Source organism: Nocardia asteroides (assembly GCF_021183625.1).
Taxonomy (GTDB): domain Bacteria; phylum Actinomycetota; class Actinomycetes; order Mycobacteriales; family Mycobacteriaceae; genus Nocardia; species Nocardia asteroides_A.
In genome coordinates, this window is the sequence record NZ_CP089214.1 from 3,046,442 (window position 1) to 3,062,742 (window position 16,301).

At 72.0% G+C, this 16,301-nt stretch carries 16 protein-coding genes; 6 read left to right on the plus strand and 10 right to left on the minus strand.

Annotated features, from left to right (window positions below; genetic code table 11):
• Nucleotide 1: 1 nt before the first annotated feature.
• Entirely contained in the window at nucleotides 2-268 is a 267-nt protein-coding gene (locus LTT61_RS14730; RefSeq protein WP_233020523.1) for a type B 50S ribosomal protein L31, read from the minus strand.
• Nucleotides 265-1,536, minus strand: coding sequence for a ribosome hibernation factor-recruiting GTPase MRF (gene mrf / locus LTT61_RS14735; RefSeq protein WP_233020524.1), 1,272 nt, complete (start codon nucleotides 1,534-1,536; stop codon nucleotides 265-267). The genes LTT61_RS14730 and mrf overlap by 4 nt, the downstream gene beginning before the upstream one ends.
• A gap of 101 nt (nucleotides 1,537-1,637) precedes the next feature.
• Between mrf and rpmB the strand changes: the two genes are divergently transcribed.
• From rpmB to rpsR, 4 genes are read left to right on the plus strand one after another with little or no spacing between them, the layout of a single operon-like run.
• Nucleotides 1,638-1,874 (plus strand): 50S ribosomal protein L28, encoded by a 237-nt coding sequence (gene rpmB, locus LTT61_RS14740; RefSeq protein ID WP_233020525.1) that lies wholly within the window; start codon nucleotides 1,638-1,640, stop codon nucleotides 1,872-1,874.
• Nucleotides 1,875-1,884: 10 nt separating this feature from the next.
• Complete coding sequence (gene rpmG, locus LTT61_RS14745; RefSeq protein ID WP_233020526.1) at nucleotides 1,885-2,055, plus strand: 50S ribosomal protein L33; 171 nt, start codon at nucleotides 1,885-1,887, stop codon at nucleotides 2,053-2,055.
• Nucleotides 2,055-2,360, plus strand: coding sequence for a 30S ribosomal protein S14 (rpsN, locus tag LTT61_RS14750; RefSeq protein WP_233020527.1), 306 nt, complete (start codon nucleotides 2,055-2,057; stop codon nucleotides 2,358-2,360). Before rpmG ends, rpsN begins: the two co-directional genes overlap by 1 nt.
• Nucleotides 2,361-2,394: 34 nt before the next feature.
• The gene (rpsR, locus tag LTT61_RS14755; RefSeq protein ID WP_233020528.1) at nucleotides 2,395-2,649 is read left to right on the plus strand and encodes a 30S ribosomal protein S18; all 255 of its coding nucleotides are present in this window, start codon (nucleotides 2,395-2,397) and stop codon (nucleotides 2,647-2,649) included.
• A gap of 49 nt (nucleotides 2,650-2,698) precedes the next feature.
• On the opposite strand, the gene LTT61_RS14760 is transcribed toward rpsR, so the two are convergent.
• Nucleotides 2,699-3,319 carry a LysM peptidoglycan-binding domain-containing protein gene (locus LTT61_RS14760; protein WP_233020529.1) on the minus strand — a complete coding sequence of 207 codons (621 nt, stop codon included), beginning with the start codon at nucleotides 3,317-3,319 and terminating at the stop codon, nucleotides 2,699-2,701.
• A gap of 175 nt (nucleotides 3,320-3,494) precedes the next feature.
• Here LTT61_RS14760 and LTT61_RS14765 point away from each other — a divergent pair, with 175 nt between their 5' ends.
• Nucleotides 3,495-3,965: a hypothetical protein gene (locus tag LTT61_RS14765; RefSeq protein ID WP_233020530.1), complete on the plus strand. Its 471-nt coding sequence runs from the start codon at nucleotides 3,495-3,497 to the stop codon at nucleotides 3,963-3,965.
• A 94-nt stretch (nucleotides 3,966-4,059) separates the two neighbouring features.
• Here the strand turns inward: LTT61_RS14765 and purH are convergent, their stop codons facing one another.
• The 6 genes from purH to sucC all read right to left on the minus strand — a co-directional run bounded on the left by purH (nucleotide 4,060) and on the right by sucC (nucleotide 11,754).
• The gene (gene purH, locus LTT61_RS14770; protein ID WP_233020531.1) at nucleotides 4,060-5,625 is read right to left on the minus strand and encodes a bifunctional phosphoribosylaminoimidazolecarboxamide formyltransferase/IMP cyclohydrolase; all 1,566 of its coding nucleotides are present in this window, start codon (nucleotides 5,623-5,625) and stop codon (nucleotides 4,060-4,062) included.
• Nucleotides 5,622-6,242, minus strand: a complete 621-nt coding sequence (gene purN, locus LTT61_RS14775; RefSeq protein ID WP_233020532.1) for a phosphoribosylglycinamide formyltransferase — start codon at nucleotides 6,240-6,242, stop codon at nucleotides 5,622-5,624. The genes purH and purN overlap by 4 nt, the downstream gene beginning before the upstream one ends.
• 91 nt (nucleotides 6,243-6,333) lie before the next feature.
• Nucleotides 6,334-8,247, minus strand: a complete 1,914-nt coding sequence (locus LTT61_RS14780; RefSeq protein WP_233020533.1) for a DUF6350 family protein — start codon at nucleotides 8,245-8,247, stop codon at nucleotides 6,334-6,336.
• Nucleotides 8,248-8,316: 69 nt separating this feature from the next.
• Complete coding sequence (locus LTT61_RS14785) at nucleotides 8,317-9,486, minus strand: DUF5336 domain-containing protein (protein WP_233020534.1); 1,170 nt, start codon at nucleotides 9,484-9,486, stop codon at nucleotides 8,317-8,319.
• Nucleotides 9,487-9,661: 175 nt separating this feature from the next.
• Nucleotides 9,662-10,576, minus strand: a complete 915-nt coding sequence (gene sucD / locus LTT61_RS14790; protein WP_067653234.1) for a succinate--CoA ligase subunit alpha — start codon at nucleotides 10,574-10,576, stop codon at nucleotides 9,662-9,664.
• 11 nt (nucleotides 10,577-10,587) lie between these two features.
• The gene (sucC, locus tag LTT61_RS14795; protein WP_233020535.1) at nucleotides 10,588-11,754 is read right to left on the minus strand and encodes an ADP-forming succinate--CoA ligase subunit beta; all 1,167 of its coding nucleotides are present in this window, start codon (nucleotides 11,752-11,754) and stop codon (nucleotides 10,588-10,590) included.
• A 539-nt stretch (nucleotides 11,755-12,293) separates the two neighbouring features.
• Here sucC and LTT61_RS14800 point away from each other — a divergent pair.
• Nucleotides 12,294-13,634, plus strand: coding sequence for a M23 family metallopeptidase (locus LTT61_RS14800; protein ID WP_233020536.1), 1,341 nt, complete (start codon nucleotides 12,294-12,296; stop codon nucleotides 13,632-13,634).
• 30 nt (nucleotides 13,635-13,664) lie between these two features.
• On the opposite strand, the gene LTT61_RS14805 is transcribed toward LTT61_RS14800, so the two are convergent.
• Nucleotides 13,665-16,226: a UvrD-helicase domain-containing protein gene (locus tag LTT61_RS14805; protein ID WP_233020537.1), complete on the minus strand. Its 2,562-nt coding sequence runs from the start codon at nucleotides 16,224-16,226 to the stop codon at nucleotides 13,665-13,667.
• Nucleotides 16,227-16,301 lie beyond the last annotated feature (75 nt).

Below are 16,301 nucleotides of genomic sequence, written 5' to 3' on the forward strand. Positions count from 1 at the left end.
CTCACCCCTCCCGGCCCCGGCGGGCACGCCGCCCGTACTTGCGCTCGAACTTCTCGACCCGCCCCGCGGTGTCGAGCACCCGGTTCGCCCCGGTCCAGAACGGGTGCGAATCCGAGGTCACGTCCACGACGATGAGCGGATAGCCGCACCCATCGGTCCACTCGACGGTGCGCGAACTGCCCGCGGTGGAGCGGGTCAGGAACCGGGTCCCGGTACTGGAGTCCTCGAAGACCACCGGCCGGTACTCCGGGTGAATCCCTGCTTTCATGCGTTGTCCTCTCTGTGCAGGCCCTCCGCGCCGACCCCGGACGGGTCGGCGCACGGATCGGTGTGCTGCTCGCCGAACGGGTCCGCCCACCCGGCGACGACCCGCGGTGACCGCGCGACGAGCCGCAGCTCGTCGTCCTCGACCAGCGCCCAGTGCAGGGCCCGCCGGATCTCGGCCGGGTCGGCGTCGTGCACGAGCACGACCAGCGAGACGTGCCGGTCGCCGAAGCGCTCGTCCCAGCGCAGCGCGGCCAGCGCGGCGCGCTCGGGGTCGACGGCGGCCCGCTCGGCCGGGGCCATGGCGGCCAGCCAGCGCCCCGCTCCCCCGACCCGCAGCCCGCCGCCCGCCGATTCCAGCCACACCACGTCGGCGGGCTGGGTCGCCAGCCAGATCCGGCCGCGCGCGGTGACGACGCCGTCGAGCAGCACGTCGAGCGCCTCGTGCAGCCGGGCCGGGTGGAACGGCCGGTCGGCGGCGAACTCCACCCATTCGACGCCGTGCTCCCGGCTCAGCGGCGGCTGCCCGCGCAGCAGCGGCGCGTGCGGGTCGAAGCCGCGGGCGCGCTCGGGGACCACGGCGAGCAGCGCCTCGATCGCGTCGGCGGCGGGCTCGGCGCCCGGCTCGGCGCGCAGCGCGGGAAGGCCGGGGACCAGCCGGTGCAGCACGGCCGCGGTGCGTGCCCGCCGCGCCGGGTCGGCGCTGCCCGCGAGCAGCAGCGCGTCGGCGGACTCGACCTGGCCGAGCGCCACCTGCGCCACCGTGCGATCGTCGTCGACCGTGGTGAGGCCGCGCTCGGCCATGGTGTCGTCGCCGGTGACGTCGGCGAACCAGCCGTCCTCGTCCAGGCACCCGAGCACGGCCAGCACCCGCACGTCGCGGCCCGCGGGCGCGTCCGGCCTGCCGACCATCCCCGCCACCACGACGTGCTCGATCGCCTCGCACACCGAGTCCGCCTCGAAGGCGGCGTCCAGGTCGAGCACGATGCGGCGCACCGGCTCCCGCGCCGCGAGCGTGCGCAGCAGCGGCAGCAGGTCGCCGCGGAGCGTGCAGGAGACGCAGCCGTGCGCGAGCTCGAGTACGGCGAGCTCGGCTCGGTCGCCGTCCAGCACGGTCCGCCGGACCACCCCCTCACGGAGGTCACGCAGATCGTGCCGGACGACGACGGTGCCCGGCGCACGGAGCAGCGCCTCCGGCACGCCGCGCGGGCCGCTGCCGGTGAGCAGGACGACGGGGGTGCGCCGGTCGGACGCGGAGACGGGATCGGCCACCGGAACAAATTCCTTTCGACAACGGTTTTCATTTGCTGGAGGCTCACGCTACAGTGTCGAACGGCCGTTGTCGAAAACGATATTCAATAGGAGGTCGGGTCATGTCGGCCCACTGCCAGGTCACCGGGCGCGCGCCCGGGTTCGGCAAGTCCGTCTCGCACTCACACAGGCGCACCAACCGGCGCTGGGATCCGAACATCCAGCGCAAGACCTACTACCTGCCCAGCGCGGGCAGGCGGATCACGCTGACCGTCTCCGCGAAGGGCATCAAGACCATCGATCGCGACGGGATCGAGGCCGTGGCAGCACGGCTGCGCGCCCGCGGCGAGAAATTCTGAGGAGGGGCACATGGCCTCGAAGTCGACCGAGCTCCGGCCGATCGTGAAGCTGAAGAGCACGGCCGGAACCGGCTACACCTACGTCACCAGGAAGAACCGGCGCAACGATCCGGACCGGATGGTGCTGAAGAAGTACGACCCGGTCGTGCGCAAGCACGTGCAATTCCGGGAGGAGCGCTGATGGCGAAGAAGTCGAAGATCGCGCGGGATCTGCAGCGCCGGGTGATCGTCGCGCGGTACGCCGAGCGGCGGGCGGAGCTGAAGGAACTCGTCCGGAAGCCGGCCACACCGGACCAGCAACGGGCCGCTGCGCAGGCCGAACTGCGGAAAATGCCACGTGACGCCAGTCCGGTACGATTGCGCAATCGGGATGCCGCCGACGGTCGACCGCGCGGCCACCTCAGGAAGTTCGGGCTCTCGCGGGTCCGGGTGCGCGAGCTGGCGCACCGGGGCGAGTTGCCAGGAGTGCGCAAATCGAGCTGGTAGACCATCCACGATCGCGTAGGAGGAAGCCCTCAGCATGGCATTGAAGCGAGCACCGTCGAAGAAGGTCCGCGCCGAGCAGGCGCGCCGCCCGAAGAAGAATCCCCTGATCGCCGCCGGAATCGAGCACGTCGACTACAAGGACGTGAACCTGCTCCGCACGTTCATCTCCGATCGCGGCAAGATCCGCAGCCGCCGGGTCACCGGGCTCACCCCGCAGCAGCAGCGGCAGGTCGCCATCGCCGTCAAGAACGCCCGTGAGATGGCGCTGCTGCCGTTCACCAGCCGCTGATCTCGGCGACCAGCGAGGCCCGGTGCGCGCGCACCGGGCCTCGGTCGTCTCACGGGATGGTGAGCACCTGGCCCGGGTGGATCAGATCCGGGTTGTCGACGCCGCTGGCCGCCGCGATCTCGTGGTAGCGGTTGCCGTCGCCGTAGAACTGCTCGGCGATGGCCCACAGCGTGTCGCCGGGCTCGACGGTGTGCGTGCGCGGCGCGGGCGGCGGCGGGGGCACGTCGGCCGGGGCCTGCTCGAAGGCGGGCTGGGCAACAGCCTCGGCCACCGGCTCGGGCTCCGGCTCCGCGGGGACCGCCTCGGCGACCGGCTCCGGGGCGGGCAGCGGGTTGTCGGTCTCGGTGCCGGAGGCCCACAGCGCGCTGCCGTCGGTGCCGTAGAGCACCACGTTGCGATCGGCCTGCACCACCAGGCGATCGGCCGACCGGTCATTGGTCTCGGTGGACCAGGCGGCATCGCTGCCCTCCCGGTAGAGCACGAAGTTGCCGTCGTGCTGCAGCACCGCGTTGCGCACACCCTGGTCGTGGGTCTGGGTGGACCACAGCACATTGCCGCCGGGCTCCGAGAGCACCAGATTGCCGTCGTTCTGCAGGGTCAGGGCGTAGGCCCCGCCCGTCAGTGACTGCCCCAGACCGAGTTCTTCACCTACGCGCAGCGTGTCGACCACGTTTGTCCTTCCGAAATCTAGCCCGAATTGTTCGAATACGGTGTGCCACCGAGCGTTCGGTGCAAACCGTCACCGAATGTACTGGCGTTCGGCGGGGAGCGCCCGTGCCGCGCGGGGGATTCGCTCACAATTCACCCGGCGCCCGGTCCGACGGGCAGCGGCTAGGGTCGGTGGCATGGCTCGGATTTCGTTCCCGCGGCGGGTCGCCGCGCTCGCCCTGCTGCTCGGTACCGTCGTCTGCGCGGGGTGCGGTGGCTCCGGATCGGAGGGGAACGACGCTGCCGCACAGTCGGTTTCGTCCACTTCCGTGGCGCCGAGTACCCCCATCGAGGGTGAACCCGGGTTGCCCGCGCGGCCCTTCACCGAGTCTCCGGTGCTGGTCGAGGCGTACCCGATTCCGTTCGGCTCCTACTCGCTCGTCGGCCCGGATCGGCTCGCGGTGGTCTTCGAAACGGGTTCGCCGGAGTGTTACGGAGTGGCGGCAAAGGTCATCGCGGAGACCGATTCCGCGGTGACGATCGAACTCAGGGCCGGGCGCAGGCCCGATGCGGCGAGCCGCATGTGCACCATGATCGCGGTGACCGGGCGTCTGGAGGTGCAGCTGCCCTCGCCGCTGGGGCAGCGGCAGGTGCTCAGCGCGGCGTGATCCCGCCGGGAATGGCGGGCGGCGCCGCATCGCGGCGGAGAACCCGGCCCCGGCGGCCGGGCACCCCGTGGAGTGCCCGGCCGGAGCGACTTCCTCAGTGCGCGAAGTGCCGTGCGCCGGTCAGGTAGACGGTGACCCCGGCCTCGCGGGCCAGGTCGATGGTCTCCTGATCGCGCACCGAGCCGCCGGGCTGCACGATGGCGCGCACCCCGGCCTGGATCAGCTGCTGCGGGCCGTCCGGGAAGGGGAAGAAGGCGTCGGAGGCGGCCACCGAGCCCTTGGCCCGATCGCCGGCCCGCTGCACGGCGAGCTGCACCGCGTCCACCCGGTTCACCTGCCCCATGCCGACGCCGACCGAGGCGCCGTCGTCGGCGAGCAGGATGGCGTTCGACTTCACCGCGCGGCAGGCGCGCCAGGCGAAGGCGAGATCCGCGAGGGTGGCCTCGTCGGCCGCCTCGCCCGCCGCCAGCGTCCAGTTCGCCGGGTCGTCGCCGGGTGCGTCCAGGATGTCCCGCTGCTGCAGCAGCACGCCGCCACTGATCGGGCGCAGCTCGGCACCGGCCCGCTGCGGCGGCTCGGCGACCAGGATGCGCACGTTCTTCTTGCGCTGCAGCACCTCGACCGCGCCGTCCGCGTAGCCGGGCGCCACGATGACCTCGGTGAACACCTCGGCCACCTGCTCCGCCATCGCCACCGTGACCTCGCGGTTGGCCGCGATGACGCCGCCGAAGGCGCTCACCGGGTCACAGGCGTGCGCCTTGCGGTGCGCCTCGGCGATATCGGCGCCGATCGCGATGCCGCACGGGTTGGCGTGCTTGATGATCGCTACCGCGGCCGCGTCGTGGTCGAACGCGGCGCGCCAGGCGGCATCGGCGTCGGTGTAGTTGTTGTACGACATCTCCTTGCCGTGCAGCTGCTCCGCCTGCGCCAGCCCGGTGCGCCCGTCACCGTTGGTGTAGAGCGCGGCCGACTGGTGCGGGTTCTCGCCGTAGCGCAGCACCGCGGACCGCTCCCAGGTGCCGCCGACCCAGGCCGGGAAGCCGTCCGGCTCGCCGCCGACGCCCGGCACCCGCACGTTGAGCATCCAGCTCGCCACCGCGACGTCGTAGCTCGCGGTGTGCTGGAACGCCTTCGCCGCCAGCGCGGTCCGCTCGGCGAGGGTGAAGCCGCCCGAATCGATCGCAGCCTGCACCGCGGGGTAGTCGGCGGGGTTCACCACGACCGCCACCGACGGGTGGTTCTTGGCCGCCGCGCGCACCATGGACGGGCCGCCGATATCGATCTGCTCGACGCACTCGTCCGGGGTCGCGCCACTGGCGACGGTCTCGGTGAAGGGGTACAGGTTCCCCACGACCAGCTCGAATGGGTCGACACCGAGCTCGGTGAGCTGCGCCAGGTGCTCGGGGCGCCTGGTGTCGGCGAGGATGCCCGCGTGCACCCGCGGGTGCAGCGTCTTGACCCGGCCGTCCAGGGTCTCCGGGAAGCCGGTGAGCTCCTCCACCGTGGTCACCGGGATGCCTGCGGCGGCGATCCGGCCCGCGGTGGAGCCGGTCGACACGATCTCGACGCCTGCCGCGTGCAGCCCGCCCGCCAGCTCCTCCAGCCCGGTCTTGTCGTAGACGCTCACCAGCGCCCTGCGGATCGGCCTGCGGTCACTCACCGGGGTACTCGCTCATCTGGGATCACTGCCTTTCGTCCGTCGGAGACAATGCCGCGGGTCGCGATGCCGGCGACGACCTCCGCCAGCAACCGTCGCTCGACAACCTTGATGCGCTCGTGCAGCGTGGCCTCGTCGTCGGCGGGCAGCACCGGCACCGGCTCCTGCGCCAGGATCGGGCCGGTGTCGACGCCCGCGTCGACCAGGTGCACGGTCGAGCCGGTGACCTTCACGCCGTAGGCGAGCGCGTCCCGCACGCCGTGCGCGCCGGGGAAGGCGGGCAGCAGCGCCGGGTGGGTGTTGACGATCCGGCCGCCGAAGCGCTCCAGGAAGGCGGGGCCGAGGATCTTCATGAAGCCGGCCGAGACCACCAGGTCCGGCGTGTACTCCGCGACCGCGGCGGTGAGCGCGCGGTCCCACGCGGCGCGGTCGGCGTGGTCGGCGAGTGCGACCAGGAAACTGGGGATGCCGGCGGCCGCCGCGTGCCCGGTGGCCGCGCACTCGCGGTCCACCCCGACCGCGACGATCCGGGCCGGGTACCCGGGGGCGGCGGCCGCCTCGAGCAGGGCTCGGAGCAGCGATCCGGTCCCGGAGGCGAGCACGACGACGGTCGCGGGCACCCGGTCGACAGACGGTGACGTCAGCGCTCTACTCCTGCGTGAGATGGGCGGCGGCAACGTGATCGTGGGCCGAACACCGCCGCCCCAGAGCCTAACGACCCGGGGTGTGGCCACCGTCCGGCAGGTCGGCATCCACGACCTCGGCGTCCAGGATCTCCGGGGTCGTCCTGCCGGTCGCGGACGGGGTTCGCGCGGTGCCGACGGGGTCGTCGGCGTCGAGCAGCTCCGCGTCGAACGGCTCGTCGGCGCCCGCGTCGAGGTAGCGGGCGCCGGGGTGGTCGGGGTCGTCGTCCGGTTCCGCGTCGGTGTCGCCCCGCGCGCTCACCGAGTGGTCGCCGTCGTCGCCGTACCGGGTGTCGCCGCTCCCGAGCGCCGCGCGGCCGCCGTCGTCGCTGCTCCCCAGCGCCGCGCGGCCGCCGCGGTCGCCGCTCGCGGCCGCCGCGTGCTCGTCGTGGTCGTCGGAGTGGTCGTCGGCGTGGTCCCCGAGCGCCGCGGGCTCGTCGTCGTCGTACTCGTCCCGGTGATAGCCCTCGGTGTCGTACCCGTCCTCGTCGAAGCCGTGCCGATCGAACCCGTCGTCGTCGTACCCGTCCTCGTGCAGCCCGTCCTCGTGGTACCCGCGCTCGTCGTACCCCTCGTGGTCGTACCCCTGGTGGTCGTAGCCGTGCGCGTCGTACCCGTGCGCGTCGAAACCCTCGCGGTCGTACCCGTCGCGGTCGAATCCGTCGGTATCGAAGCCGTATTCGTCGTACGGCACCGCCACGGCGCGCTCCGCGACCGGCGGCGAACGGCGCAGCCGCGGCCGCCGCAGCTCGACGTTCCAGCGCCTGCCGAGCACCAGCCCGGCGTACCCGAAGATCGCGAACCAGCCGAAGGAGACAACCGCGAAGGCGGGCAGCAGCATGCCGACCCGGCCCGCGTCGCCCAGCGAGCCGCCGCTGACCGCGCCGAGCAGCAGCAGCGCCAGCGTCGCGCTGCCCGCGGCGGTGAGCGTGGCCAAGGGGGCGGTGAGCCGGTCGTCCGAGCTCCGCGCGGTGTCGAGCCCGCCGAGCGCGCCCACCGCGGCGGGCAGCACGAGCAGCGCGGGCCACCACCCGGCGGCCGGACCGGTCGGCACCGCGGCCAGCACCGGGAGCCCGGGCACCGCACCGGCGACCACCCCGAAGAGCCCGAACTCGGCGCCGCCGAGCTGCGCGCCCGGCCCGAGCAGCACACTCACCGTCGCCACCACCATGTTGGGCAGGTAGCCGAGCGAGAGCACGGTGAGCCCGAGCACGCCGACCACCCCGTCCGCGCCCGCGTAGGCGTCGAGGACGGCGGAGCCGCGCGCGAACAGCGCGAGCACGACGACGACGGCCGCGCAGGCCAGCATGCGGAGCACGATCAGCCCGCCCGCGCGCAACCCCGCGAGCACCCACTCCGGCGGCCGCGGCAGCGGGAGGTCGACCTCGTGCAGCCGGGTCGCGATGCCCGCGCCCGCGCCGAGCAGGTGCCAGCCGAAGACCCAGAGGAAGGCGGCGAGCGGGTTCGGCGGCTGCAGCGCGACGACGGCGGAGGCATCCTCGGTGACCGCGATGCAGATCGAGGTCACCACCAGCGGCCCGAGCAGCGCGGCGCCGAGGATCCAGGACAGGTCGACCCGGTTCGCGCCCGGCTGGACGGCGTGCGCGCACTCCCTGGCCACACCCGACACAAGCAGCGCGGTGGCGAGCAGCGGGAGCGCGCCGAGCGTGGTCTTGCCGATGGTCAGCGGCACCTGGTGGATGGCGAGCCAGCTCGCGGCGATGGCGCCCGCGCCGCCCCCGGTGCCGCTGCCCGCGGCGAGCAGCGTGGTCAGGATCAGCACGGTGGCGATGGTCAGGGCGAAGGTCGCCGGCCGCGCCGCGACCAGCAGGAGCACCCGCGCCCGCTCCGGGCTCAGCGCCCAGCCGCCCTCCGGGCCGGGGCGCTCCGGCCCGCGGCGCGGCGGACGGCGGCGTTCGGCCGTTGTTCTCGGGGCGCTCATGGGAATGAAGCGTGGCACCGGCCCCGGCGCGCCATCGTCAGGCGCGCCGGGGCCGGTGCGGCCGCGCTACTACTTGTTGTCGTCCGAGGGGCGGAAGGCCCTGGTGGCCTCGGCGGCCGGGTCGGCGCCCTGTTCCCCGCCGAACGGCTGCGGCTGGGCCTGGCCGCTCTGCGGCTGGGCGGACTGGGCAGGCTGGCTCTGCTGCCCGGCCTGCGGCTGCGCGGACTGCTGCTGCCCGGTCTGCGGCTGGCCGTAGCCCTGCGCGCCGTACTGCGGCTGCTGCTGCCCGCCGAAGTGCTGGGTGGCCTGATCCGAACCGGGGAACGAGCCCTGCTGCGCGCCGTACCCCTGCTGCTGCTGGCCGTACTGCTGGCCGTAGGGCTGCTGCTGCCCGTAGGCGGGCTGACTCGGCTGGCTCTGCCCGTACGGCTGCTGCTGGACCGGGTACTGCGCCCCGCTCTGCTGGCCGAATGCCTGGGTGGACGGACTGCCCTGCTGCCCGAACCCGGCCTGCTGGCCCTGCTGACCCTGCTGGCCCTGCTGGCCATAGCCGCCCTGCTGGCCGTACCCCGCCTGCTGACCCTGCTGGCCGTACGCTCCCTGCTGGCCGTACGCACCTTGCTGACCGTAGGCGCCCTGCTGGCCGAAGTTCTGCTGCGCCGGAGCGGCCGGACGCGGCGCCGGCGGCTTGATGATGCCGAGCTCGAAGAGCACCGCGGCGACCGCGATGGCGGCCTGCACGAAGAGCAGCACCAGGATCACCCAGGCGCCCCACTTCAGCTCCAGCCCCTCGCCCAGGTTGAACGAGACGAAGAGCAGCGCGAAGAACGCCACCACCGAGGCGGCGGCGGCAGGCGGCAGCCAGGCCTGCTTCGGCAGCAGGGAGAAGGCCGCGAGCAGCCCGGCGAAGAGCGCGAAGCCGAGGATCGCCGCCCCGAACGCGGTGTCGAACAGGCTGTTCGACACGTCCGACTCGATCGAGGTGTCGCCGAAGCTCACCGGGGCGGTGGTCAGGAACGGCAGGAAGCCGAGCAGGAAGTTCAGCACACCGAGCGCCGCCACACCCACCGTCAGCAGGAAGGGCAGCCCCTTGCCCGCAACGCCGGTCGCCGAGGTGCTTGTGGCCGCGCCGGTCGCGCCGGCGCCGGTGCTCGGCGTACCCGCCTGCTGCCCGGTGCTCGGAGTGGCGGAGGGCGGGACGGGGTTGTTATACCCGGAGCCCCCGGTCGGGTAGGACATGTCGTCGTCTCCTTGTCGATGGGTCGAGCGGCGCGGGCCGGTCGAGTCGTGCACGGCTTTCGACGGGTGGTTACCCCCGACGCTACTGCAACCCACACCTCGGGTCATCACCAGCCGAAAACAGCGGAGACCGTCTCCCCGCTGGGAGACGGCCTCCGCTGGCACCCGGTGTGGATCAGGCCGTGACGGCCGCCTTCTCCAGGATTTCGCGGGCCAGCGCGGCGGTCTCGGACGGCGTCTTGCCGACCTTCACGCCCGCGGCCTCCAGCGCTTCCTTCTTGGCCGCCGCGGTGCCCGATGAGCCGGAGACGATGGCGCCGGCATGGCCCATGGTCTTGCCCTCGGGGGCGGTGAAGCCCGCGACGTAGCCGACTACCGGCTTGGTGACGTTGGCCTTGATGAAGGCCGCGGCGCGCTCCTCGGCGTCGCCGCCGATCTCGCCGATCATCACGATGAGCTCGGTCTCCGGGTCCTTCTCGAACGCCTCGATGGCGTCGATGTGGGTGGTGCCGATGACCGGGTCGCCGCCGATGCCGATGGAGGTCGAGAAGCCGAAATCGCGCAGCTCGTACATCATCTGGTAGGTCAGCGTGCCGGACTTGGAGACCAGGCCGATCGGGCCCTTGCCGGAGATGTTGGCCGGGGTGATGCCGACCAGCGACTCGCCCGGGGTGATGATGCCGGGGCAGTTCGGGCCGATGATCCTGGTCTTGTTGCCCTTCTCCAGGTTGTAGGCCCACGCGTACGCGGTGTCCTGCACCGGGATGCCCTCGGTGATGACCACGAGCAGCGGGATCTCCGCGTCGATGGCCTCGATGATGGCGTCCTTGGCGAACTTCGGCGGGACGAAGGCGATCGACACGTCGGCGCCGGTCTTCTCGATGGCCTCGGCCACCGAGCCGAACACCGGCAGCTCGACGTCGCTGCCGTCCTTGGCGACGTGCGCGACGGTGGTGCCGGCCTTGCGGGCGTTGACGCCGCCGACGACCTGGGTGCCCGCCTTCAGCATCAGCGCGGTGTGCTTGGTGCCCTCGCCGCCGGTGATGCCCTGGACGATGACCTTGGAGTCCTTGTTCAGGAAGATAGACATTGCCGTTTTCCTTACTTGGCCGCGGCCAGTTCGGCCGCCTTGTCGGCGCCTTCGTCCATTGTCTGCGCCAGCGTCACCAGCGGGTGCGCGGCAGCGGCGAGGATCTCGCGACCCTCGTCCACGCGGTTGCCGTCGAGCCGGACCACCAGCGGCTTGGTGGCCGCGTCGCCCAGGATCTCCAGCGCCTTGACGATGCCGTTGGCGACGGCGTCACAGGCGGTGATACCACCGAACACGTTCACGAACACGCTCTTGACCTGCGAGTCGCCCAGGATGACGTCGAGCCCGGCCGCCATCACCTCGGCCGAGGCGCCGCCACCGATGTCGAGGAAGTTGGCCGGCTTGACGCCGTTGTGCGCCTCGCCCGCGTAGGCCACCACGTCGAGGGTGGACATGACCAGCCCCGCGCCGTTGCCGATGATCCCGACCTCGCCGTCCAGCTTGACGTAGTTGAGGTCGTTCTCCTTGGCCTTGAGCTCCAGCGGATCGGTGGCGTCACGATCGGCGAAGGCGTCGTGGTCGGCGTGCCGGAACGAGGCGTTCTCGTCCAGGGTGACCTTGCCGTCCAGCGCGAGGATCTCGTCCTGCGGGGTGCGGACCAGCGGGTTGACCTCGACCAGGGTGGCGTCCTCGGCGACGAAGACCTCCCAGAGCTTCTGGATGGTCACGGCCGCGGCGTCGAGCACCTCGGCGGGCAGGTGGCCCTGCTCGGCGATGGAGCGCGCGAACGCCAGGTCGACGCCCTTGACGGCGTCGACGGAGATCCGGGCCAGCCGGTCCGGCTTGGTCTCGGCGACCTCTTCGATCTCCATGCCGCCCTCGACCGAGCACATGGCCAGGTAGTTGCGGTTGGCGCGGTCCAGCAGGAAGGAGATGTAGTACTCCTCCGCGATGTCCTTCGCCTCCGCGACCAGGACCTTCTTGGTGATGTGGCCCTTGATGTCGAGCCCGAGGATGTTCGAGGCGTGGGTGAACGCGTCGTCCGGGGTGGCGGCGTACTTGACGCCACCGGCCTTGCCGCGGCCGCCGACCTTCACCTGGGACTTGATCATCACCGGCTTGCCGATTTCCTCGGCGATGGCGCGCGCGTCCTCGGCCGTGTCCGTGACGCGGCCCTCCGACGAAGGCACTCCGTGCTTAACGAAGAGCTCCTTCGCCTGATATTCGAAGAGATCCATGTACTCACCGTCTCGTCTGCGTTGTGATGACAACGTCTTTGTTGGGGCCCGACGTCGCAAGCGGGTCGGCTCGGACTCTAATCAGCCGCGTGGAGCGGGAATCGACCGCGTACCACTCGAGTGGCGCAGGTCACGGGCCGTTGACCGGAGCGGCAAAACCCCCGGTCAACGCTACCGGCGAGTAGGTAGGCAGGTAGAGCCACGGGAGGGTGGGGAGGAGCGCGAGCGCGACGCCGACGGCTCGCGTACCCTCACATCGGTGCCCGCCGGGCTGTGCGTCGTTACCGTCCCGTGCGGTGATCAATCTCACATGCTTGGACAGAATGAGCCGAGCACTTGAAGCCTTGTAGTCATTTCGTTACCGTTATGCGGTCGATGTCACAGCAAGGTCACGACACGTGCCAGGTCACGAGGAGGACGGCAAGCTTGTCACAGCACACCACTCCGCAGGTGCACTGCCGCTCTCTCTTTGACCGGGTGCCCGGTACCAGGACGATTTACACCTCGATGCTTCTTCTCACCTCCGGTCGGTCCGTCCGATGACCGACGCGCTCTCGTTCGACGCCTTCGCGGGCACCCGCCGCCGTCAGGTCGGCTCGCTGCACCGCTACCGGGACGCCGAGCCGACGGCAGCCGTGCTTCCCTTCCGGCCCGCCGCCCCCGACGACCGAACCGGCCACTGCCTGCCGCACGACGGCACGCCCGGCCACTGGCAGGGCACCGACGGCCGCCGGGCCGGCTCCCGCGATCACGACGCGAGCCGGGCCGACGCGCAGACCTGGGGTCAGGGCGGTGCCTGGAACAACGGTGCCCCCGCCGCCCCCGCCTGGGGCGCCGAGCAGGCATGGAACGCCGAGCAGAGCTGGAACGACGCTCCCACCTGGAACGCCGACGCCGCATGGGGCGAGCAGCCGGCCACCCAGGAGTGGCAGGAGGGCGCCGCGTGGGATTCCGAGCGCAACTGGGACGGCGGCTACGACGAGCCGGGTTGGAGCGCCGACCAGGCGTGGAACCCCGAGCCGCAGTGGAGCCCCGAGCAGAGCTGGAGCCCGGACGAGCGCTGGGACGCCGAGCCCGAGGAGCCGGCCGAGGAGGCGGGGCCGCGGCCGCGCTACATCGGCTCGCGCGCGGGCCACAAGGCTGGCACCGGCGCACACCGCCTGCCCGCCCCTCCCGGATCGCTCAAGGGCAGGGCCGCCGTCGTCGCCGTCGCCGCGGGCGCGGTCGTCGCCGCCGGTCAGGCCGCGCTGGCCGCCCCCGGCCAGTCCGCGCAGGCCGTGGACTACGAGGCCGCCGGGCAGGTGCACGAGATCGCCGCGCAGTCGATGAGCATCGCCGACCCGACCACCGCCTCGCCGGAATCGCCGCAGATGCTGAACATCTCGGCCCCCACCGGGCTCGACCAGTTCAGCGACATCCTGCAGAAGGGCGCCAGGTACGCGGAGGATCTGGCAGCGGCCGAATCCGCCAAGTTCCGGCCGCTCTTCGCCAAGTTCACCTCCGGCACCTACACCTCCGGCTACGGCGCCCGCTGGGGCGTGCAGCACCTCGGCCTCGATATCGCCGGGCCGATCGGCACCCCGATCTACGCGGTCGCCGACGGCACCGTGCTGGAGTCCGGGCCCGCCTCCGGCTTCGGCATGTGGGTCCGGCTGCTGCACGACGACGGCACCGTCACCGTGTACGGCCACATCGACACCGCGACGGTGTCGCAGGGCGAGCGGGTGCTGGCAGGCGATCAGATCGCGACCATGGGCAACCGCGGCTTCTCCACCGGCCCGCACTGCCACTTCGAGGTCTGGCTGAACGGCTCGAACAAGATCGACCCGCAGCCCTGGCTCGCCACCCGCGGCATCAGCCTCGGCCAGATGGGCGACTGAGCAACCGCGACGATCCCGAGCGGCGCACGGTCAGAGCTTCATCAGTGACCGGCTGAACTGCGGGATGAGGCGGATGGTGCCCGCGGTGCCGAAGTCGATCGTCACCGTGGCCAGCGGCCCGATGCCGTCGGCGGCGACCACCCGGCCGAGGCCGTACTTGTCGTCGGTCACCCGATCGCCCACCGTCAGCACCAGGTCGGTGTTGTTCCGCTTGACCCCGCCGCCCGGTGCGGGCCTGCGCGGCCCGCCGCGCACGCCGGGGCGCTCGTCCCAGCCGCTGCCGCGGGTCCAGTCCCTGGCCATGCCCTCGTCGTCGCCGCGCCTGCGGCCGCGCCCCGCGACCTGGCTCACCGGCTCCAGCCGCCGCCAGTCGATGAGGTGCTGCGGGATCTCCTGCAGGAAGCGCGATTCGGGGTTGCTCACCGGCTGGCCCCAGCCGGAGCGGACCACCGCGCGGGAGAGGTAGAGCCGCTGCCTGGCCCTGGTGATGCCGACGTAGGCGAGCCGGCGCTCCTCGGCCAGCTCGGTCGGGTCGCCGAGCGCCCGCATGTGCGGGAACTGCCCGTCCTCCCAGCCGGTCACGAAGACCACCGGAAACTCCAGCCCCTTCGCGGTGTGCAGCGTCATCATGGTGACCACGCCGGTGCCCTCGTCCGGGATCTGGTCGGTGTCGGCGACCAGCGAGACCCGCTCCAGGAAGGCAGCCAGCGAGCCCGGGTCGGGCTCGCCCTCATCGGCCTCCGGCACCAGCCCCTCGGTGGCCGCCGCCTCGGCGTTGTTGTGCGCCTCGGAGCTGAATTCCCGCGCCACGCTGACAAGCTCGTTCAGGTTGTCCAGCCGGGCGCCGTCCTGCGGGTCGTCCGACGCCGCCAGCTCGGCGCGGTAGCCGGTCCGGTCGAGCACCGCGTCGACAACGGTGCCGACGTCGAAGTAGGCGGCGTCCGGCTGGGCGCCGAGCGCGCGCACCTCGTCCAGCAGGTCGAGGAAGCCGGCGATGGCGCGCTGCGCCCTGGTGTTCAGCAGCGCGACCTTGCCCTCCGCCGCGTCCCGCAGCGCCGCCCCGAAGCCGAGGCCGCGCTGCTCGGCGTGCACCGCGACGCAGGCCTCCGCCCGGTCGCCGATGCCGCGGCGCGGGGTGTTCAGGATGCGGCGCATGCTCACCGCGTCCTCCGGATTCGCCAGCACCCGGAGGTAGGCGACGATGTCGCGCACCTCCTTGCGCTCGTAGAACCGGACGCCGCCGACCACCTTGTACGGCAGCCCCATCCGGATGAAGATCTCCTCCAGGGCGCGCGAGTTGTTGTTGGTGCGGTAGAAGACCGCGACGTCGCCGTAGTTGGCGTCACCCGCGTCGACCAGCCGATCGATCTCCTTGGCGACGAAGGAGGCCTCGTCGTGCTCGTTGTCCGCGACGTAGCCGACGATCAGGTCGCCCTCGCCGGAATCGGTCCACAGCCGCTTCTCGCGCCGGTTCTCGTTGCGCGCGATCACCGCGTTCGCGGCGGAGAGGATGTGCTGGGTGGAGCGGTAGTTCTGCTCCAGCAGGATGGTCTCCGCGTCCGGGAAGTCGCGCTCGAACTCCTCGATATTGCGGATCGTCGCGCCGCGGAAGGCGTAGATGGACTGGTCCGCGTCGCCGACCACGCAGAGCTCGCTCGGCGGCACCTCGCTGTGCAGCTCGCGGCCGTCGGGCCCCGGCTCCGGCACGCCGGTCGCGTGCCCGACCAGCTCGCGGATCAGCACGTACTGCGCGTGGTTGGTGTCCTGGTACTCGTCGACCAGGACGTGCCGGAAGCGGCGGCGGTAGTACTCGGCCACCTCGGGGTGGTTGCGCAGGATCGCGACCGTCTCGCCGATCAGGTCGTCGAAGTCGAGCGCGTTCGCCGCGCGCAGCCTGCGCTGGTACTCGGTGTAGACCTTGGCGACCAGGGTTGGCAGCTCGGACTCGTCCGACTCCGCGTCCGCCACCGCCTGCGCCGGGCCGATCAGCTCGTTCTTCAGGTTGGAGATGGCGGTGGCGAGCAGCCGGGCCGAGTACTTCTTGACGTCGATCTCCATGTCCCGGCTGATCATGGTGAGCAGCCGCCGCGAATCGTCCGCGTCGTAGATGGAGAAGTTGGAGTTCATGCCGGGCAGCAGCGCGGCCTGCATGCGCAGGATCCGCACGCAGCTGGAGTGGAACGTGGAGACCCACATGCTCTGCGCGCGCGGCCCGACCAGCCCGGCCACCCGCTCGCGCATCTCGGCGGCGGCCTTGTTGGTGAAGGTGATGGCCAGGATCTCGCCGGTGTGCGCGCCGCGGGCGGCGAGCAGGTAGGCGATCCGGCGGGTCAGCACGGCGGTCTTGCCCGACCCCGCCCCCGCAACGATGAGCAGCGGGGCCCCGGCGTGCACGACGGCCGCGCGCTGCTGCGGGTTCAGCCCCTCGAGCAGGTGCTCGGCCTCGTCCGCGCGCTTGCGCTCGCGCTCGACGCGCAGCCGCTCGCGCTCCTCCTGACTGAGCGGAGCCTGCGCGGTGAGCGCGACCCGCTTCGCCGGGGCCGGACCCGTTCGATCCGTGTTCGTTTCGTTCTGCGCCACCGTGATGTCCATTGCCCGTCCACGCTACCGGCGCGCACCGACAGAACCGAGCCCGGACCGGGGCTCTCGCCGCACACCGGCCGCACC